The 17,715-nt window shown below is 70.1% G+C and carries 19 protein-coding genes; 18 read left to right on the top strand and 1 reads right to left on the bottom strand.

Going from position 1 to position 17,715, the window contains the following annotated elements:
* Nucleotides 1-39 precede the first annotated feature (39 nt).
* Together ffh and ftsH are read left to right on the top strand one after the other, a co-directional pair.
* Nucleotides 40-1,587, top strand: a complete 1,548-nt coding sequence (gene ffh, locus M2157_RS15085; protein ID WP_280862372.1) for a signal recognition particle protein — start codon at nt 40-42, stop codon at nt 1,585-1,587.
* Nucleotides 1,588-1,673: 86 nt separating this feature from the next.
* Entirely contained in the window at nt 1,674-3,614 is a 1,941-nt protein-coding gene (gene ftsH / locus M2157_RS15080; RefSeq protein ID WP_280862371.1) for an ATP-dependent zinc metalloprotease FtsH, read from the top strand.
* Here the strand turns inward: ftsH and M2157_RS15075 are convergent.
* Nucleotides 3,611-4,468, bottom strand: a complete 858-nt coding sequence (locus M2157_RS15075) for an SAM-dependent methyltransferase (protein WP_280862370.1) — start codon at nt 4,466-4,468, stop codon at nt 3,611-3,613. The two genes, ftsH and M2157_RS15075, sit on opposite strands and share 4 nt — an antisense overlap.
* 201 nt (nt 4,469-4,669) lie before the next feature.
* Here M2157_RS15075 and proS point away from each other — a divergent pair, with 201 nt between their 5' ends.
* The 16 genes from proS (at nt 4,670) to dprA (ending at nt 17,517) form a co-directional block, all read left to right on the top strand.
* Entirely contained in the window at nt 4,670-6,085 is a 1,416-nt protein-coding gene (gene proS / locus M2157_RS15070) for a proline--tRNA ligase (protein ID WP_280862369.1), read from the top strand.
* Nucleotides 6,086-6,346: 261 nt separating this feature from the next.
* Nucleotides 6,347-6,949 (top strand): hypothetical protein, encoded by a 603-nt coding sequence (locus M2157_RS15065; RefSeq protein ID WP_266559152.1) that lies wholly within the window; start codon nt 6,347-6,349, stop codon nt 6,947-6,949.
* A 252-nt stretch (nt 6,950-7,201) separates the two neighbouring features.
* Nucleotides 7,202-7,621, top strand: coding sequence for a 30S ribosomal protein S16 (gene rpsP, locus M2157_RS15060; protein WP_280862368.1), 420 nt, complete (start codon nt 7,202-7,204; stop codon nt 7,619-7,621).
* 2 nt (nt 7,622-7,623) lie between these two features.
* Complete coding sequence (locus M2157_RS15055) at nt 7,624-7,863, top strand: RNA-binding protein (protein WP_003973401.1); 240 nt, start codon at nt 7,624-7,626, stop codon at nt 7,861-7,863.
* 83 nt (nt 7,864-7,946) lie between these two features.
* Nucleotides 7,947-8,498, top strand: a complete 552-nt coding sequence (gene rimM / locus M2157_RS15050; RefSeq protein ID WP_266527566.1) for a ribosome maturation factor RimM — start codon at nt 7,947-7,949, stop codon at nt 8,496-8,498.
* The gene (gene trmD, locus M2157_RS15045) at nt 8,498-9,331 is read left to right on the top strand and encodes a tRNA (guanosine(37)-N1)-methyltransferase TrmD (RefSeq protein ID WP_280862367.1); all 834 of its coding nucleotides are present in this window, start codon (nt 8,498-8,500) and stop codon (nt 9,329-9,331) included. The genes rimM and trmD overlap by 1 nt, the downstream gene beginning before the upstream one ends.
* Nucleotides 9,332-9,464: 133 nt before the next feature.
* Entirely contained in the window at nt 9,465-9,815 is a 351-nt protein-coding gene (rplS, locus tag M2157_RS15040; RefSeq protein ID WP_280862366.1) for a 50S ribosomal protein L19, read from the top strand.
* A 45-nt stretch (nt 9,816-9,860) separates the two neighbouring features.
* Nucleotides 9,861-10,556 carry a signal peptidase I gene (lepB, locus tag M2157_RS15035; protein WP_280862365.1) on the top strand — a complete coding sequence of 232 codons (696 nt, stop codon included), beginning with the start codon at nt 9,861-9,863 and terminating at the stop codon, nt 10,554-10,556.
* A complete protein-coding gene (gene lepB, locus M2157_RS15030; RefSeq protein WP_280862364.1) occupies nt 10,549-11,643 on the top strand; it encodes a signal peptidase I in 1,095 nt (364 codons plus the stop codon). Before lepB (M2157_RS15035) ends, lepB (M2157_RS15030) begins: the two co-directional genes overlap by 8 nt.
* Nucleotides 11,531-12,502: a signal peptidase I gene (gene lepB / locus M2157_RS15025; protein ID WP_280862363.1), complete on the top strand. Its 972-nt coding sequence runs from the start codon at nt 11,531-11,533 to the stop codon at nt 12,500-12,502. The genes lepB (M2157_RS15030) and lepB (M2157_RS15025) overlap by 113 nt, the downstream gene beginning before the upstream one ends.
* Nucleotides 12,503-12,619: 117 nt before the next feature.
* Complete coding sequence (gene lepB / locus M2157_RS15020; protein WP_280865480.1) at nt 12,620-13,393, top strand: signal peptidase I; 774 nt, start codon at nt 12,620-12,622, stop codon at nt 13,391-13,393.
* The gene (locus tag M2157_RS15015) at nt 13,383-13,907 is read left to right on the top strand and encodes an NUDIX hydrolase (RefSeq protein ID WP_280862361.1); all 525 of its coding nucleotides are present in this window, start codon (nt 13,383-13,385) and stop codon (nt 13,905-13,907) included. Before lepB (M2157_RS15020) ends, M2157_RS15015 begins: the two co-directional genes overlap by 11 nt.
* A gap of 56 nt (nt 13,908-13,963) precedes the next feature.
* A complete protein-coding gene (locus tag M2157_RS15010; protein ID WP_003965949.1) occupies nt 13,964-14,272 on the top strand; it encodes a DUF2469 domain-containing protein in 309 nt (102 codons plus the stop codon).
* 101 nt (nt 14,273-14,373) lie between these two features.
* On the top strand, nt 14,374-14,736 hold the full coding sequence (locus M2157_RS15005) for a YraN family protein (protein WP_069765491.1): 363 nt from the start codon (nt 14,374-14,376) through the stop codon (nt 14,734-14,736).
* A 1-nt stretch (nt 14,737) separates the two neighbouring features.
* Nucleotides 14,738-16,363: a YifB family Mg chelatase-like AAA ATPase gene (locus tag M2157_RS15000; RefSeq protein WP_280862360.1), complete on the top strand. Its 1,626-nt coding sequence runs from the start codon at nt 14,738-14,740 to the stop codon at nt 16,361-16,363.
* A complete protein-coding gene (gene dprA / locus M2157_RS14995; RefSeq protein ID WP_280865479.1) occupies nt 16,360-17,517 on the top strand; it encodes a DNA-processing protein DprA in 1,158 nt (385 codons plus the stop codon). Before M2157_RS15000 ends, dprA begins: the two co-directional genes overlap by 4 nt.
* Nucleotides 17,518-17,715 lie beyond the last annotated feature (198 nt).

Below are 17,715 nucleotides of genomic sequence, written 5' to 3'. Positions count from 1 at the left end.
GATTCCCAGCTGCCACCGACCCCGAGGACCGCGAGCGCCGTGTTCGATACTCTTTCCGATCGCCTCTCAGCGACTTTCAAGAACCTGCGCGGCAAGGGACGGCTCTCCGAGGCGGACATCGACGCCACCGCGCGCGAGATCCGGATCGCCCTCCTGGAAGCGGACGTGGCCCTCCCGGTCGTCCGGACGTTCATCAAGAACGTCAAGGAGCGTGCCCTCGGTGCCGATGTCTCGCGGGCGCTGAACCCCGCGCAGCAGGTCCTGAAGATCGTGAACGAGGAGCTCGTCACGATCCTCGGCGGCGAGACCCGGCGGCTGCGGTTCGCCAAGAACCCGCCCACCGTGATCATGCTGGCGGGTCTCCAGGGTGCCGGTAAGACCACCCTCGCGGGCAAGCTCGGCCACTGGCTGAAGGAGCAGGGCCACTCGCCGCTGCTCGTCGCCGCCGACCTCCAGCGTCCCAACGCCGTCAACCAGCTCAGCGTCGTCGCCGAGCGCGCCGGTGTCGCGGTCTACGCGCCCGAGCCGGGCAACGGCGTCGGTGACCCGGTCAAGGTCGCCAAGGACTCCATCGAGTTCGCGAAGTCCAAGGTCCACGACATCGTGATCGTGGACACCGCCGGCCGCTTGGGTATCGACCAGGAACTGATGCAGCAGGCCGCGGACATCCGCGACGCCGTCTCGCCCGACGAGATCCTCTTCGTCGTCGACGCGATGATCGGCCAGGACGCGGTCAACACCGCCGAGTCCTTCCGCGACGGCGTCGGCTTCGACGGCGTGGTGCTCTCCAAGCTCGACGGTGACGCCCGCGGTGGTGCGGCCCTGTCGATCCGGCAGATCACCGGCAAGCCGATCATGTTCGCGTCGAACGGCGAGAAGCTCGAGGACTTCGACGCCTTCCACCCTGACCGGATGGCCTCCCGCATCCTCGACATGGGTGACCTGCTCACCCTGATCGAGCAGGCGGAGAAGACGTTCAGTCAGGAAGAGGCCGAGAAGATGGCCTCCAAGCTGGCGTCCAAGAAGGGCCAGGACTTCACCCTGGACGACTTCCTGGCCCAGATGGAGCAGGTCCGGAAGATGGGCAGCATCTCCAAGCTGCTCGGCATGCTCCCGGGCATGGGCCAGATCAAGGACCAGATCAACAACCTCGACGAGCGGGACGTCGACCGCACGGCCGCCATCATCAAGTCGATGACCCCGGCCGAGCGCGCCGACGCCACGATCATCAACGGCTCGCGCCGCGCCCGTATCGCCAAGGGTTCCGGCGTCGAGGTCAGCGCGGTCAAGAACCTCGTCGAGCGGTTCTTCGAGGCCCGCAAGATGATGTCGCGCATGGCCCAGGGCGGCGGGATGCCGGGCATGCCGGGTGTCCCGGGCATGGGCGGCGGCCCCGGCCGCGCCAAGAAGCAGCCGAAGAAGGCCAAGGGCAAGCAGCGCTCCGGCAACCCGATGAAGCGCAAGCAGCAGGAGCAGGAGGAGGCCGAGCGCAGGGCCGCCCAGGCGGGCAGCGCCTTCGGCGTGCCCGGCCAGCAGGCCCCGCAGGACTTCGAGCTGCCGGACGAGTTCAAGAAGTTCATGGGCTGAGTTCCGTACGACTTCGAGGGCGTCCTCCCTGCCGGAGGGCGCCCTCAGCGCGTGCCGAGGTCCGAGGTCTGCCGTAACGTCCAGATATGAGCAATGCCGCTCCGGCGCGCAAAGCCCCCGACCAGCCCTGGCGCACCGAGGGCACACCGGACGACGGACCACGGCCCCCCGGGGGCAGGCGGCCGCGCGGCCGCTGGTGGGGACTGGCCGTCACCGCCGTGATCGTCTTCCTGCTGGTGTACGTCGGGCTGAACTACCTCGGCGGGGGCGACGAGCCGACGATCTCCTACACGGAGTTCAGCAGACAGGTCGACGCGGGCAACGTCGACAAGATCTACTCCAAGGGCGACGCGATCCAGGGCCAGCTCAAGCAGTCCCGGGACGACCCCGACGGCGGCGGCGACTACACCAAGTTCAGGACCCAGCGCCCGGCCTTCGCCGACGACGCCCTCTGGAAGAACCTGAGCAGCCACGACGTCACGGTGACCGCGCGACCGGTCGTGCAGCAGCGCGGTCTGCTGGCCAACCTGCTGCTCTCGCTGGTGCCGATCGTGATCCTGGTCGCCGTGTGGATCTTCTTCGCCCGGCGGCTCGGCGGCGGCGGGGTGGGTGGTGCGGGCGGCATGCTCGGGCGCAAGGCGCCGCCCAAGCCGGTGGGCCTGCGGCCCGGCACCCAGCGCACCACCTTCGCCGACGTGGCCGGCATCGACGAGGTCAAGGGCGAGCTGGACGACGTCGTCGACTTCCTGGAGCACCCCGACGTCTACCGCAGGATGGGCGCGAAGATGCCCCGCGGTGTGCTGCTCGCCGGTTCGCCCGGCACCGGCAAGACCCTGCTGGCGCGCGCCGTGGCGGGCGAGGCGGGCGTGCCGTTCTTCTCCGCCTCCGCCTCCGAGTTCATCGAGATGATCGTCGGTGTCGGCGCGTCCCGGGTCCGTGAGCTGTTCGCCGAGGCCCGCAAGGTGGCGCCGTCGATCATCTTCATCGACGAGATCGACACCATCGGGCGGGTCCGCAGCGGCGGCGCCTCGGTGGGCGGTCACGACGAGCGGGAGCAGACGCTGAACCAGATCCTCACCGAGATGGACGGCTTCTCGGGGTCCGAGGGCGTCGTCGTCATCGCGGCGACCAACCGCGCCGACATCCTGGACCCGGCCCTGACCAGGCCCGGCCGCTTCGACCGGGTGGTCAACGTCTCCCCGCCGGACCGCGCCGGACGCGAGGCGATCCTCGCCATCCACACCCGCGAGATCCCGCTCGCGCCCGAGGTGGACCTGGCCCGGGTGGCCCGCACGACCCCGGGCATGACAGGAGCGGATCTGGCCAATCTCGCCAACGAGGCCGCGCTGCTCGCCGTCAAGCGCAAGCAGGAGCAGGTGACGCAGTCCGACCTGTCGGAGGCCCTGGAGAAGGTGCAGCTCGGGGCCGAGCGCACGCTGGTGATGCCGGAGGAGGACCGGCGCCGTACCGCGTACCACGAGAGCGGGCACGCCCTCCTCGGCATGCTGCAGCCCGGCGCCGACCCGGTCCGCAAGGTGACGATCGTGCCGCGCGGCCGGGCGCTCGGGGTGACCATGTCGACACCCGAGGTGGAGCGGTACGCCCTCTCCGAGGAGTACCTGCGCGGACGGATCATCGGCGCGCTCGGCGGCATGGCCGCGGAACAGGTCGTCTACGGCGTCGTCACGACCGGTGCCGAGAACGACCTCGAACAGGTCACGAACATCGCGCGCGGGATGGTCGCGCGGTGGGGGATGAGCGAGCGGGTGGGACGCCTGTCCGCCCTCCCCAGCGACGCCCAGCAGGCGTACGGCCTCGCCGCCGCGCCCCAGACCCTCGATGTGATCGACAGCGAGATGCGGCGGATCGTCGACGACTGCTACGCGGAGGCCCTCCGCAAGCTCACCGAGCACCGGGGGCAACTGGACGCGCTGGCCGAGGCCCTGCTGGCGAGCGAGACGCTGGAGGAGACCGACGCGTACCGGATCGCCGGGATCACGAGACTGAAGAAGGACGCGGAGGCCTAGGGAACCCTCGCGATCAGGTACCGGAAGACGTTCGGCATCCACACCGTGCCGTCCCGGCGCTGATACGGATGCAGGGCTTCCGTCACCTCCTTGTCCACCTGCGCCTGGTCGGTCGCCTCGATGGCCGCGTCGAAGATGCCGGTCGACAGCAGTCCCCTGAGCGCGCTGTCGAGGTCGGCGTACCCGAAGGGGCAGGCCACCCGCCCCGAGCCGTCGGGCCTCAGGCCCGCCCGCTGGGCGACCTCCTCCAGGTCGTCGCGCAGGGCCGGGCGCCAACTGCCCGTGCTGCGCAGCGGATCCGCCAGCTTGGTGGCCACGCGCAGCACGGACGACGTGGCGCACCGCTCCGGCGGACCCCAGCCGGCGAGCGCCACGGGCGCTCCCCGCTCGGCGAGCGGTGTCGCCGAGGCGAGAAGTTCACCGAGCCCCTCCGAGTCGCCCGCGAGACACCCGATCGGCTCGAAGGCGGTCACGAGGGTGTACGGGGGAGTGCCGGCGTCGGCGGTGTCCCCGGGGGCTCCCTCGACGAGCCGGGTGCCGGCACGCGCGCGCGTGCCCCACGTCTCCGCCAGCAGCCGCTGCCGCGCGAGCGCCAGCCGTTCCGGGCAGGAGGGCTCGACACCGGCGACCGCCGCGCCTCTGGAGGCCGCCATCAGCAGGGCCAGCCCGCTGCCGCAGCCGAGACCCAACACCCGCGTCGCGGGGCCCACTTCCAGTCGCTCGTAGACGGCCTCGTACAGCGGAACCAGCATCCGCTCCTGGATTTCGGACCAGTCACGCGCGCGTGCACCGAGGTCCGCACGGGATCGCTCTCCCGTATGAGACAGGTGCTGCCGCACGAGCGTAGGTGTCATGGATAAGCGCCCCAATCCGCCGAGAGTTGCCCTCTGTGCCCGATTCCGTAGCCCCCGTGACGTGCGCTCGCACTTCCCCCGTATGCCAGGTAACTCCGCACTCGACCGCTCGTCCAGAGGCAGAAGGGCCCTGCTTGCGGGTTGGCATGTGCCGGTGAAAAGAATTCACATCCCGGCAATGTGCGCCCGTAACATCGCGCCATGGCAAAGGCACCTGTTCTCACACCCCGGGCGGACGACTTCCCGCGCTGGTACCAGGATCTGATCACCAAGGCCGAACTGGCCGACAACGGTCCGGTGCGCGGCACCATGGTCATCCGACCGTACGGGTACGGACTGTGGGAGCGGATGCAGGCCGAGATGGACGCCCGCATCAAGGAGACGGGAACCCAGAACGCGTACTTCCCGCTGCTGATCCCGCAGTCGTACCTCACCCGGGAGGCCGACCATGTCGAGGGGTTCGCGCCCGAGCTCGCGGTGGTCACCCACGGCGGCGGCAAGGAACTCGAGGAGCCCGCGGTCGTCCGCCCCACCTCCGAGATGATCATCAACGACTACTTCTCGAAGTGGGTGCAGAGCTACCGCGACCTGCCGCTGCTGATCAACCAGTGGGCGAACGTGGTGCGTTGGGAACTTCGTCCCCGGCTCTTCCTGCGGACGACGGAGTTCCTGTGGCAGGAGGGCCACACCGCGCACGCGACCGAGGAGGACGCGCGTGCCTTCGCCTCGCACATCCACCGGCAGGTCTACGAGGACTTCATGACCAATGTCCTCGCCATGGACGTCGTCCCCGGCCGCAAGACGGTCAAGGAGCGCTTCGCCGGCGCCGTCAACACCCTCACGCTCGAAGGCATGATGGGCGACGGCAAGGCCCTCCAGATGGCCACCAGCCACGAGTTGGGCCAGAACTTCGCCAAGGCCTTCAACACCTCGTACCTGTCCAAGGACGGCACACAGGAACTCGTCTGGCAGACCTCCTGGGGCTCGACCACCCGCATGATCGGCGCCCTGGTGATGATGCACGGCGACGACAACGGCCTCCGCGTCCCGCCGCGGCTCGCGCAGACCCAGGTCGTCGTCCTCGCGATCAAGGGCGACGAGCCGGTTCTGGCCAAGGTCCGCGAGATCGGCGCCCGGTTGAAGGCGGCGGGCATCCGCGTCCACGTCGACGACCGCACCGACACCCCCTTCGGCCGCCGCGCGGTCGACTGGGAGCTCAAGGGCGTACCGGTCCGCGTCGAGATCGGGCCCCGTGACCTGGAGAACGGCACCGCGATGGTGGCCCGGCGGATTCCGGGAGGCAAGGAAGCGATCGCCGTCGAGGATCTCGTACGACTGCTCCCGGCCGTCCTCGAGGAGGACCAGGCGCTGCTGCTGGCCCAGTCCCGCGAGCGCCGCGAGTCCCGTACGACCGAGGTGTCGACGTTCGACGAAGCCGTCGAGGCCGCTGTCGCCGGCGGCTGGGCGCGGATCCCGTGGGCCACCCTCGGCGAAGACGGCGAGGCCAGGCTGGCCGAGCACGGGGTGACCGTACGGTGTCTGGTCGCGGAGGACGGGTCGGTGCCGAGTGCCGACGACGCGCCCGGTAACGTCGCGGTCGTCGCGCGCGCTTACTGAGGCAGAGCCCTTCCGGTGCGAGAGCGGCCGAAACGCCTCTTGCGCATCTGCGGATCACAACCGCACCGGCGCGTGGACACGATCTACGCGCCGGGGCGTACCTCACACTACGCACCAGCTTGGTATGAGCTGCGAGGCTTCTCCGCAGATCAGCGCACCCGCCCTCGTCTCCACGCATCAGCGGCAACTGACGGGTACGTGCAAAATATTTGGGATGCCCCGGAATAGGAACACAGGGGCACTCCGGCTCGTTGTCATTACGTGAGCACGACACAGACACCACCTGTTCTCGCCGCAGAGCTGGCAGAGGCGTGGGCCGACATTCAGCGGTACCACCCCGAACTGCCTGACCTTGCCGCGCCAGAGTCCCTGATCGGGGAGTCGTCGTCCGCGTGCGGTCACGAGCTCTCCTTCGAGCGACTGCTTCACGAGGCAGTCCACGGCATCGCCGCCGCGCGAGGCATCCGCGACACCTCCCGCGCCGGCCGCTACCACAACCGCAGATTCCTCGCGATCGCCGAGGAGATGGGCCTGGACCACCCCGAGGAGCCGCACCCGAGCAGCGGCTTCTCACTGGTCACGCTCACCCCCGAGGCAAAGCGTCGGTATCGCCCGACCATCGATCAGCTCCAGCGCGCCCTCAAGGCCCACACGGCGGCGACCTCCGCCGACACCGCCCGCTCCTTCCGGGGACCGGCGGCCCGTCACGGCTCCTCCGGAGGCGGGGTCCGGGTCAAAGCGGTCTGCGACTGCGGCCGCAATGTGAGGGTCGTCCCCTCCGTCCTGGCCCAGGCGCCGATCGTCTGCGGGGGGTGCGGCAAGCCGTTCCGCATCCCCGAGATCGTGGGCGCGGCAGCGAGCTGAGACCGCGGCTGCTCGTGGCAGCCGCGGTCTGCCCGAGGGCACCTGGAACGCCGGGTGCCCCTCGGGCGTGCACGTGCGCGGCCTCGGTCCGACGTGAGCCGCGGGGTGTGGCACAATGGCTAGCTGTACTCGACAGCCGCACAGGAACCCTCTCGCCTCCGGCTGACGCGTCCATCGGGCACTCGGGTACCGCAACCCCACGCGGCAGTCTCGCCGTGCCCAACCACGTCAAATCCAGGAGAACCCACTCCCGTGGCAGTCAAGATCAAGCTGAAGCGTCTGGGCAAGATCCGTTCGCCTCACTACCGCATCGTCGTCGCCGACTCCCGCACTCGCCGTGATGGCCGTGCGATCGAGGAGATCGGCCTGTACCACCCGGTGCAGAACCCCTCGCGCATCGAGGTCGACGCCGACCGTGTGGCGTACTGGCTCGGTGTCGGCGCCCAGCCGACCGAGCCCGTTCTCGCCATCCTGAAGAAGACCGGCGACTGGCAGAAGTTCAAGGGCGAGCCCGCCCCGGCTCCGCTGCTCCAGCCGGCCGAGAAGGCCGCGCGTCCCCTGTTCGAGGCCCTTGGTGGCGACGACGAGGGCAAGGGTGAGGCCATCACCCAGAAGAAGAAGACCGAGAAGAAGGACGAGGCCTCGGCCGAGTCCGGGTCGACCGAGGCCTGAGCATGCTCGAGGAGGCTCTCGAGCACCTCGTGAAGGGCATCGTCGACAACCCTGACGATGTGCAGGTCGCCTCTCGCAACCTGCGCCGCGGGCGCGTTCTCGAGGTCCGGGTCCACCCCGACGACCTCGGCAAGGTGATCGGCCGCAACGGCCGCACCGCGCGTGCCCTGCGCACCGTCGTGGGTGCCATCGGCGGCCGCGGTGTCCGCGTCGACCTCGTCGACGTCGACCACGTCCGCTGACGTCAAACGCAGCACCGGCTCGGGCCGGGGAGGGCCATCGGGCCGTCCCCGGCCCGTAGTCGTATGACAGGAGAGCAAGCACAGTGCAGCTGGTAGTCGCACGGATCGGCCGCGCCCACGGCATCAAGGGCGACGTCACCGTCGAGGTACGAACCGACGAGCCCGAACTCAGGCTCGCCCCCGGCGCCGTCCTGGCCACCGATCCGCCCTCCACGGGGCCGCTCACCATCGAGACCGGCCGCGTCCACAGCGGCCGTCTCCTCCTGCGCTTCGAGGGCGTGAAGGACCGCACCGCCGCCGAGGCCCTCCGCAACACCCTCCTGATCGCCGAGGTCGACCCGGAGGAGCTGCCGGAGGAGGAGGACGAGTACTACGACCACCAGCTGATGGACCTCGACGTGGTCACCGCGGACGGCGTCGAGGTCGGCCGGATCACCGAGATCTCGCACCTGCCCTCCCAGGACCTCTTCATCGTCGAGCGGCCCGACGGCAGCGAGGTGATGATCCCGTTCGTCGAGGAGATCGTCGCCGAGATCGACCTGGCGGAGCAGAAGGCGGTCATCACACCACCGCCCGGCCTGATCGACGACCGCGCCGAGATCGCGTCCTCCCGTGACTCCGAGGACGAGTCCTGATGCGGCTCGACGTCGTCACGATCTTCCCCGAGTACCTCGAACCCCTGAACGTCTCGCTGGTCGGCAAGGCACGCGCGCGTGGGCAGCTGGACGTGCACGTCCACGATCTGCGCGAGTGGACCTACGACCGGCACAACACCGTCGACGACACCCCGTACGGCGGCGGCCCGGGCATGGTCATGAAGACCGACCCCTGGGGGGACGCGCTGGACTGCGTGCTCGCGGACGGCTACGAGACGGGCTCCCGGGCGCCCGCGCTCATCGTCCCCACCCCGAGCGGCCGCCCCTTCACCCAGGAACTCGCCGTGGAGCTCTCCGAGCGTCCCTGGCTGATCTTCACTCCGGCGCGCTACGAGGGCATCGACCGCCGGGTGATCGACGAGTACGCCACCCGGATGCCCGTCCACGAGGTGTCCATCGGCGACTACGTCCTCGCCGGGGGCGAAGCCGCCGTACTGGTGATCACCGAGGCCGTGGCCCGGCTGCTGCCCGGTGTACTGGGCAACGCCGAGTCGCACCGGGACGACTCCTTCGCGCCCGGAGCCATGGCGAACCTGCTCGAAGGACCCGTCTACACCAAGCCGCCCGAGTGGCGCGGCCGCGGCATCCCGGACGTGCTGCTCAGCGGGCACCACGGCAAGATCGCCCGCTGGCGCCGCGACGAGGCACTCCGGCGTACGGCGGCCAACCGGCCCGACCTCATCGAGCGCTGTGACCCCGGGGCCTTCAACAAGAAGGACCGCGAGATGCTCTCCATCCTGGGCTGGGCGCCGGACCCGGCGGGGGAGCCGTACGGCCGATTTTGGCGCAGGCCGGAAGCCGTGGAAGAATAGGCCGCTGTTGTGCGTCGTCCGGCGTGCGCCCCTGCCACAGGGGGACACGACGCCCGCCCCGGCACGGACAGCCTCCTCACGAAACACTAACTACCGCCGATGACCTGTGGCATGGGCGAAGAAAGCAGACGAAATGTCTCAACTGCTCGACTCCGTCGACTCCGCGTCGCTGCGCACCGACATCCCGGCCTTCCGCCCGGGTGACACCGTCAACGTCCACGTCCGCGTCATCGAGGGCAACCGCTCCCGTGTGCAGCAGTTCAAGGGCGTGGTGATCCGTCGCCAGGGCGCCGGTGTCCGCGAGACCTTCACGGTCCGCAAGGTCTCGTTCTCCGTCGGCGTCGAGCGCACCTTCCCGGTGCACACCCCGATCGTCGAGAAGATCGAGCTGGTCACCCGCGGTGACGTGCGTCGCGCGAAGCTGTACTACCTGCGCGAGCTCCGCGGCAAGGCCGCGAAGATCAAGGAGAAGCGCGACAACTGAGCGCTTTTCGGAGGTCACAGCGGGGCCGGATAGCATCTGGCTCCGATGGACACCGAAGCACAGCCGACGGAGCGCGACCGCTCCTCCCGCCCCGAACCAGGGGCCGCGGAGGGACGGTCGCGTTTCGCGTTGGTGTCGAGGATCACCGAGGGACTGCCGGGGGGCCGGATCTCCCTGGCCCTGCTGCTCTGCCTGGTCTTTCTTCTGCTGATCAGTACGTTCGTGGTCAGACCATTCCAGATTCCCAGCGGATCCATGGAAAACGGATTGAGGATCGGGGACCGCGTTCTCGTAAATAGGTTGGCGTACCGTTTCGGTGCCGAGCCGCGGCGGGGAGATGTGGTCGTGTTCGACGGAACCGGGTATTTCGGGGACGGGGACTACATCAAGCGCGTTGTGGGTGTGGGGGGAGACCACGTGGTCTGCTGCGACAAGGTGGGGAGGATCGAGGTGAACGGCCGGTCGGTCGACGAGTCGGGCTTCCTGTACCCGGGCGACAGCCCGTCCTCGGTGTCCTTCGAGGTCGAGGTGCCCGACGGCGCGCTGTTCGTCCTCGGTGACCATCGCAGCGTCTCCAGCGACTCCCGGGACCATCTCGGCTCACCGGGCGGCGGCATGATCCCCGTCGAGGATGTTCTCGGACGGGCCGACTGGATCATCTGGCCCGCCGGCCACGCCACCCGTCTGCACCGTTCCGCCGCCTACGCGCGCGTGCCCGCAGCGGAGGGCGCGCATGGGTAACCGCGGCAAACCACGCGGTGTGTCGAGTTCCGCCGCCGACAATCTGCTGCCCACCGGCGTCCGGCGTTCCGCCGGCTCCACGGGCGGCCGTTCGCGCGCGGAGCGGCGCAAGCTCCAGCGCAAGGTCAAGCGGCGCAGGAGGCGCGGCGCGGTCAAGGAGATACCCCTCCTGGTCGGCGTGGCCGTCCTCATAGCCCTGGTCCTGAAGACCTTCCTCGTCCAGGCGTTCGTGATTCCGTCCGGCTCGATGGAACAGACGATCCGGATCGGCGACCGGGTCCTGGTCGACAAGTTCACCCCGTGGTTCGGCTCCGAGCCGCAGCGCGGGGACGTCGTCGTGTTCAAGGACCCCGGCGGCTGGCTCCAGGACGAGCAGACCACGACGAAGAAGGACGACCCCATCGTCGTCAAGCAGGTCAAGGAGGGCCTGACCTTCATCGGCCTGCTGCCGTCCGACAACGAGAAGGACCTCATCAAGCGGGTCGTCGGGGTCGGTGGCGACCGCGTCAAGTGCTGCGACACCCAGGGGCGGGTCACCGTCAACGGCGTCCCCCTGAGCGAGACCGACTACCTGTATCCCGGAAACGCTCCGTCCACCCAGCAGTTCGACATCACCGTCCCGCAGGGGCGGCTGTGGGTGATGGGGGACCACCGCGCCAACTCCGCGGACTCCCGCTCGCACCAGGACACCGACTACGGCGGCACCGTCTCCCTGGACTCGGTGGTCGGACGGGCCATGGTCATCGCCTGGCCCTTTGGGCACTGGACGACACTGAACGAACCGAAAACTTACTCTTCCGTGGCCGACTCGGCACCAGGGACGACCTCAGGCTCCCAGGCGTCGCTTAGGGTTGCTCCCGAGGATCCGAACGAAGCGATCCAACTCCCGAGCCCTGCGGAACTCCCGCTCGTTATGGGAGTGGTGGGCCTGCGCCGAATCTGGGGCAGGCGGCGGCACAGAGTAAGGAGTTGGCGTGGGGGATGTGGCGGTTGGCGCACGATCCGGGCACGACGGCGAGGAGCACCGCGGACGCCCCGTGGAAGCAGCCGACCCGGCCGCGGACAGCGCCGTGACCTCCGGGAATGACTCCGGGGCGACCGAGGACGGCATGACGACGGAGGTCAAGGGAGGGGGGCCGGGCGACTCCGCCCCCAAGGCCAAGAAGCAGCGCTCCTTCTGGAAGGAACTGCCCATCCTGATCGGCATCGCGCTCGTGCTGGCGCTGCTGATCAAGACGTTTCTGGTGCAGGCCTTCTCGATCCCGTCCGACTCGATGCAGAACACCCTCCAGGAGGGCGACCGCGTCCTGGTCGACAAGCTCACCCCGTGGTTCGGCTCCGAGCCCGAGCGCGGCGAGGTGGTCGTCTTCCACGACCCCGACAACTGGCTGGCGGGCGAGCCGACCGCGGACCCGAACGCCGTACAGACGTTCCTGTCCTGGATCGGCCTGATGCCCTCCGCCGAGGAGAAGGACCTCATCAAGCGCGTCGTCGGCGTGGGTGGTGACACGGTCTCCTGCGAGGGCACCGGCCCGCTGAAGGTCAACGGCAAGGCGCTGAGCGAGGCGTCGTACGTCTACCCCGGCAACACCCCGTGCAGCCAGGACGACCAGGGCGGCCAGTTCACGGTGAAGGTCCCCAAGGGCTACATCTGGGTGATGGGCGACCACCGGCAGAACTCCCGTGACTCCCGCTACAACCAGTCGGACAAGCACCACGGCATGGTCCCGGTCGACGATGTCGTCGGGCGCGCCGTCGTGAAGGCCTGGCCGCTCAACCGCTGGGGCACGCTGCCCAAGCCCGACACCTTCGACCAGGCCGGCATCAACAACGGGTCGTCGGCCTCCGCCGCCCTGACGTTCGCGCCGCAGGGGATCGCCCTCGTCGGTGTGGTGCCGGTGGCGTTGTGGCGGCGCAGGAAGATCACCGCGGAGCGGACCCGCTGATCACACCCTGGTCACCGGGGGTGCCGCGCGACCTGGCGAAAGCTTTGCGGAGCGGGTGACCCCGGCCGGGGAGGAGGGGCTGCCCCGGCCAGGTACCGCCGGGTAGGGTGCGGGTCCATGGGTGGCGAGAGCACTACACGTACGGCCCCGCAGCGCGGCGGCACCAGCACGGGCCCGGTGGGCGGCCGGACCGGACAGCGACTGTCCGGACTGGCCGTCGCACTGGGCCTGGTGCTGTTTCTCGGGGGATTCGCCTGGGGAGCGGTGGTGTACCGGCCGTACACCGTGCCCACCGGCTCGATGACGCCCACGATCGACGCGGGCGACCGGGTGCTGGCGCAGCGCGTCGACGGCGACGAGATACGCCGGGGCGATGTCGTCGTCTTCACCGACACGAGCTGGGTGACCGGCGCCTCGGTGGTCAAGCGGGTCGTCGCGGTCGGCGGGGACACCGTCTCCTGCTGCACCGACGGGAAGCTGACCGTCAACGGTAAGAAGATCGACGAGAGCTATCTCAAGGGAGGCGTGGTCGAGGACAAGTCCATCCCGACGGTGAAGGTGCCCGCAGACCGCCTGTTCCTGCTCGGCGACGAGCGTCAGGGCTCGCTGGACTCCTCCGCCCACCTCACCGACGCCGCCCAGGGCACCGTCGCACGCTCGGCCGTCACCGCTCGGGTGGACGCCGTCGTCTGGCCCATGAAGGGCATGCTGGAGCGCCCCACCGGCTTCGAACCGCTCGGCGCGCTCTCCACGCCCGGACCGCTGCGCACGATCTTCATCCTGATCGTCGCCGGCGCGGTGCTTGTGCTGGGCGGCGGGGCGTACGGGCCCGTCGCCAAGCTCTTCGGCGGGCGCTCCCGCGTCCGGACGGAGCCCGTCGGTGCCCGCTGAGGCGTCGGCCGGGCACGGCGACTCGCCCGAAGGCGGACTGCGCAAGGTGGCCCGGGTGGTCCTGCTCGATCCCGAGGACCGCATCCTGCTGCTGCACGGGCACGAACCGGACGATCCGGCCGACGACTGGTGGTTCACGCCCGGCGGCGGACTGGAGGGCGAGGAGACCCGTGAAGAGGCCGCGCTGAGGGAACTCGCCGAGGAGACCGGCATCACCGAGGTGGATCTCGGGCCGGTGCTCTGGCGGCGGACATGCTCGTTCCCGTTCGCGGGCCGTCGCTGGGACCAGGACGAGTGGTACTACCTGGCCCGTACGACGGTGACGGCCACCCGGGCCACGGCCCTGACCGAGCTCGAGCGGCGCAGTGTCGCCGGAGCGCGCTGGTGGACGTGTCAGGAACTGAGCCAGGCACATGAGACGGTGTATCCGACCAGACTCGCCGAGCTGCTGCGCAGGCTGCTCGACGAAGGTCCCCCGGCCGGGCCCGTGACCCTGGACACCGAAATCGTCTAGGGGCTGACGGGACTGGCGCACAATGGTGGGATCGCACGGCTGAAGGGGAACATGCCATGAGCGCCGAGGACCTCGAGAAGTACGAGACCGAGATGGAGCTCAAGCTCTACCGGGAGTACCGCGATGTCGTCGGTCTGTTCAAATACGTGATCGAGACCGAGCGGCGCTTCTACCTGACCAACGACTACGAGATGCAGGTGCACTCGGTCCAGGGTGAGGTGTTCTTCGAGGTGTCCATGGCGGATGCGTGGGTGTGGGACATGTATCGGCCGGCTCGCTTCGTGAAACAGGTCCGGGTATTGACGTTCAAGGACGTGAACATCGAGGAGCTGAACAAGAGCGATCTGGAGTTGCCGGGCGGGTGACACCTGTGGGTGACCCGGTTTTCCACAACCGGTGAGTAGTCCACCAAGATCAACTCGGTGGACGGGGCTGCGTGATCGTTGGCGCCGGAGGTGGTGCCGACATGAACGCACGCAGTGCACTCGGCAAGTACGGCGAGAGTCTGGCCGCGAGGCGGCTGACCGAGGCCGGGATGACGGTCCTGGAGCGCAACTGGCGCTGTGGCAGGACGGGTGAGATCGACATCGTGGCGCGGGACGGCGAGGTCCTGGTCGTCTGCGAGGTCAAGACACGGCGCACGGGCGCCTTCGAGCACCCCATGGCCGCGGTGACCCCCGAGAAGGCGGAGCGCCTGCGAGGCCTCGCCGCCTGCTGGATCCACGCCCACGGAGGCGCGCCACCGGGAGGCGTCCGCATCGACCTGGTGGGTGTGGTCCTGCCGCAGCGCGGCGCACCCGTGGTCGAGCATGCGCGGGGGGTGGCCTGAGATGGGTTTCGCTCGCACGTGCTCGGTGGCGCTGGTGGGCGTCGAGGGAGTCGTGGTCGAGGTCCAGGCGGACCTGGAGCCCGGGGTGGCGGCGTTCACGCTGGTGGGGTTGCCGGACAAGAGCTTGACGGAGAGCCGGGACCGGGTTCGGGCGGCCGTCGTGAACTCGGGTGGTGAATGGCCCCAGAAGAAGCTCACCGTGGGCCTCAGTCCGGCATCGGTGCCGAAGGCGGGGTCGGGATTCGACCTTGCCGTCGCGTGCGCCGTGCTGGGTGCCTCCGAGCGGATCGACCCGCGCGTGCTCGCCGACATCGTGATGATCGGAGAGCTGGGGCTGGACGGCCGGGTGCGGCCCGTGAGGGGCATCCTGCCCGCGGTACTGGCCGCCGCGGACGCCGGCTATGAGCAGGTCGTGGTGCCGGAGTGTGCCGCCGCCGAGGCTTCGCTGGTGCCCGGGGTCTCCGTGCTCGGCGTGCGCACTCTGCGGCAGCTGATCGCGGTCCTCGCGGACGAGCCGGTGCCCGACGAGGCGCCCGACGAGCCGGGCCGCCCCGATCCGCTGCTGGCCGGCCTGCGCGTGCCGGGGACGGGAGCCGCCACCGGCATGCACAGCTCCGGAGCCGCGCAGCAGGACCACGGTCACGACCTGGCCGATGTCGTCGGTCAGATCTCGGCGCGGACCGCGGTGGAGGTGGCGGCGGCCGGTGGCCATCACCTGTTCCTGGAGGGCCCGCCCGGCGCGGGCAAGACGATGCTCGCGGAGCGGCTGCCCGCGGTCCTGCCCCGGCTGGCCCGGGAGGAGTCGCTCGAGGTGACGGCGGTGCACTCGGTGGCGGGTCTGCTACCGCCGGGCAAGCCCCTGATCGATGCCGCGCCCTACTGCGCTCCGCACCACTCGGCCACCATGCAGGCCCTCGTCGGCGGCGGACCCGGTATCGCCCGTCCCGGGGCGGTGTCGCTGTCTCATCGAGGCGTCCTCTTTCTGGACGAGACACCCGAGTTCAACACCCAGGCCCTCGACGCGCTGCGGCAGCCGCTGGAGGCGGGGCACGTGGTGATCGCGCGCAGCGCGGGCGTGGTGCGGTTTCCGGCGAAATTCCTGATGGTGCTCGCGGCGAATCCGTGCCCCTGCGGTCGCTTCTCGCAGACCGACGACTTCTGCGAGTGTCCGCCCTCGGCGATCCGGCGCTACCAGGCCCGGCTCTCCGGTCCGCTGCTCGACCGGGTCGACCTGCGGGTGCAGGTGGACCGGGTCACACGTGACCAGCTTGCCGGACGCGGTGCCCGGGGCGAGTCGACCGCCGTGGTCGCCGACCGGGTACGGGCGGCCAGGGAACGGGCGGCGATGCGCTTCGCCGGCACGCCGTGGCGGACCAACAGCGAGGTGCCCGGGCGCGAGCTGCGAAGTCGCTGGCACGCCGTGTCCGGGGCGATGGACGAGGCCGAGCGCAATCTGGAGCGGGGCGTCCTGACCGCCCGAGGGCTCGACCGCGTACTGCGTGTCGCCTGGACGGTCGCGGACCTCGCCGGACACGACCGTCCGGACGCGACGGACGTCGCCCTGGCGCTGCAACTGCGCACCGGAGTGCCCCGGGGAGTGCCCATGGCCATCGGGGCGCCGGCATGACCGGCGAGGAACCCGACGGCGAGCTGCTCGACCGCGTCTTCCTCGCTCGGGTCGTCGAGCCCGGGGACGAGGTCGGCGGGCGGTGGATTCGGGAGTGGGGTGTGGGGGAGGTGGCCGCGCGGTTGCGGGGGGCCGGGGAGCCGTTGCCCGGGGTGAGCGAGAAGCGGTGGAGCGGGTTGCGGGCCCGGGCCCGGGTGGCCGAGCCCCGCCGTGATCTGGCCGTCGCGTACGAGGCCGGTGCGCGCTTCGTCGTTCCCGGGAGCGGCGAGTGGCCGGGGCAGCTCGACGATCTCGCGGACGCGCGACCGATCGGACTGTGGGTGCGGGGTCTGCCCAGCCTGCGGATGTGGGCGTTGAGGTCCGTCGCCCTAGTGGGGGCCCGTGCCTGTACCGAGTACGGGGCTCACATGGCGGCCACCCTCGGCACCGGGCTCGCCGAGCGCGGCTGGGTCGTCGTGTCCGGCGGGGCGTACGGCGTCGACGGCGCCGCCCACCGCGGTGCTCTCGGCGCAGGCGGCGCCACCGTGGCCGTCCTGGCCTGCGGAGTCGACCGTCCCTACCCACGCGGACACACCCAGTTGATCACCAGGATCGCGGAACAGGGTCTGGTGATCGGCGAGTTGCCGCCCGGCGATCATCCGACGCCCAGCAGATTCGTGCTGCGCAACAGGGTGATCGCCGCCCTCACCCGCGGCACCGTCGTCGTCGAGGCCGCCCACCGCAGCGGCTCGCTGGTCACCGCCCGTGCGGCACAGCGCTTGGGCCGTCACACGATAGGAGTGCCCGGGCCGGCCACCAGCAGCCTGTCGGCCGGAGTGCACGAGCTGCTGCGCGGGGACGCCACGCTGGTCACCGACGCGGCGGAAGTCGTGGAGCTGGTCGGCGACATGGGGGAGCTGGCCCCCGACCGGCGCGGGCCCGTGCTGCCGCGCGACCTGCTGGCCCCGGCGGCACGGAGGGTGCTGTCCGCGCTGCCCGGACGACGGGAGGCCGGAGTGGAGGAGATCGCGCGCGGTGCGCAGACGACGCCGGACGACGCCATCGCGAGACTGTACGAACTCCGTGCACTTGGTTACGTCGAACGACACGGCGACAGCTGGAAGTTGACACGCCAGGCGATGATCTCCGTCCGGGGCGGTCGCGGCCCGTGTTGACCGAGCGTGTTCGGCCGTCCGGGCGAAGCCCGAAGCCCTTGCGGTTTCCCGCAGTTGGAGTGTTCTGGTGATCACACAGGGTGATGCCCGTGCCCCGGGAGAGCGGTCGCCGGAACGCATCTGCGCATGCACCCGGCCACGTTGTTTGCGCACTGCGACTCCTCAGTCACGCTACGCTCACGGGGATTCCGACGCACT

Origin of the sequence: Streptomyces sp. SAI-127 (genome assembly GCF_029894425.1) — a bacterium.
Taxonomy (GTDB): Bacteria; Actinomycetota; Actinomycetes; order Streptomycetales; family Streptomycetaceae; genus Streptomyces.
The sequence above is the reverse complement of the archived record's forward strand: the minus strand, read 5'-3'. Positions and strand labels throughout refer to the sequence as shown.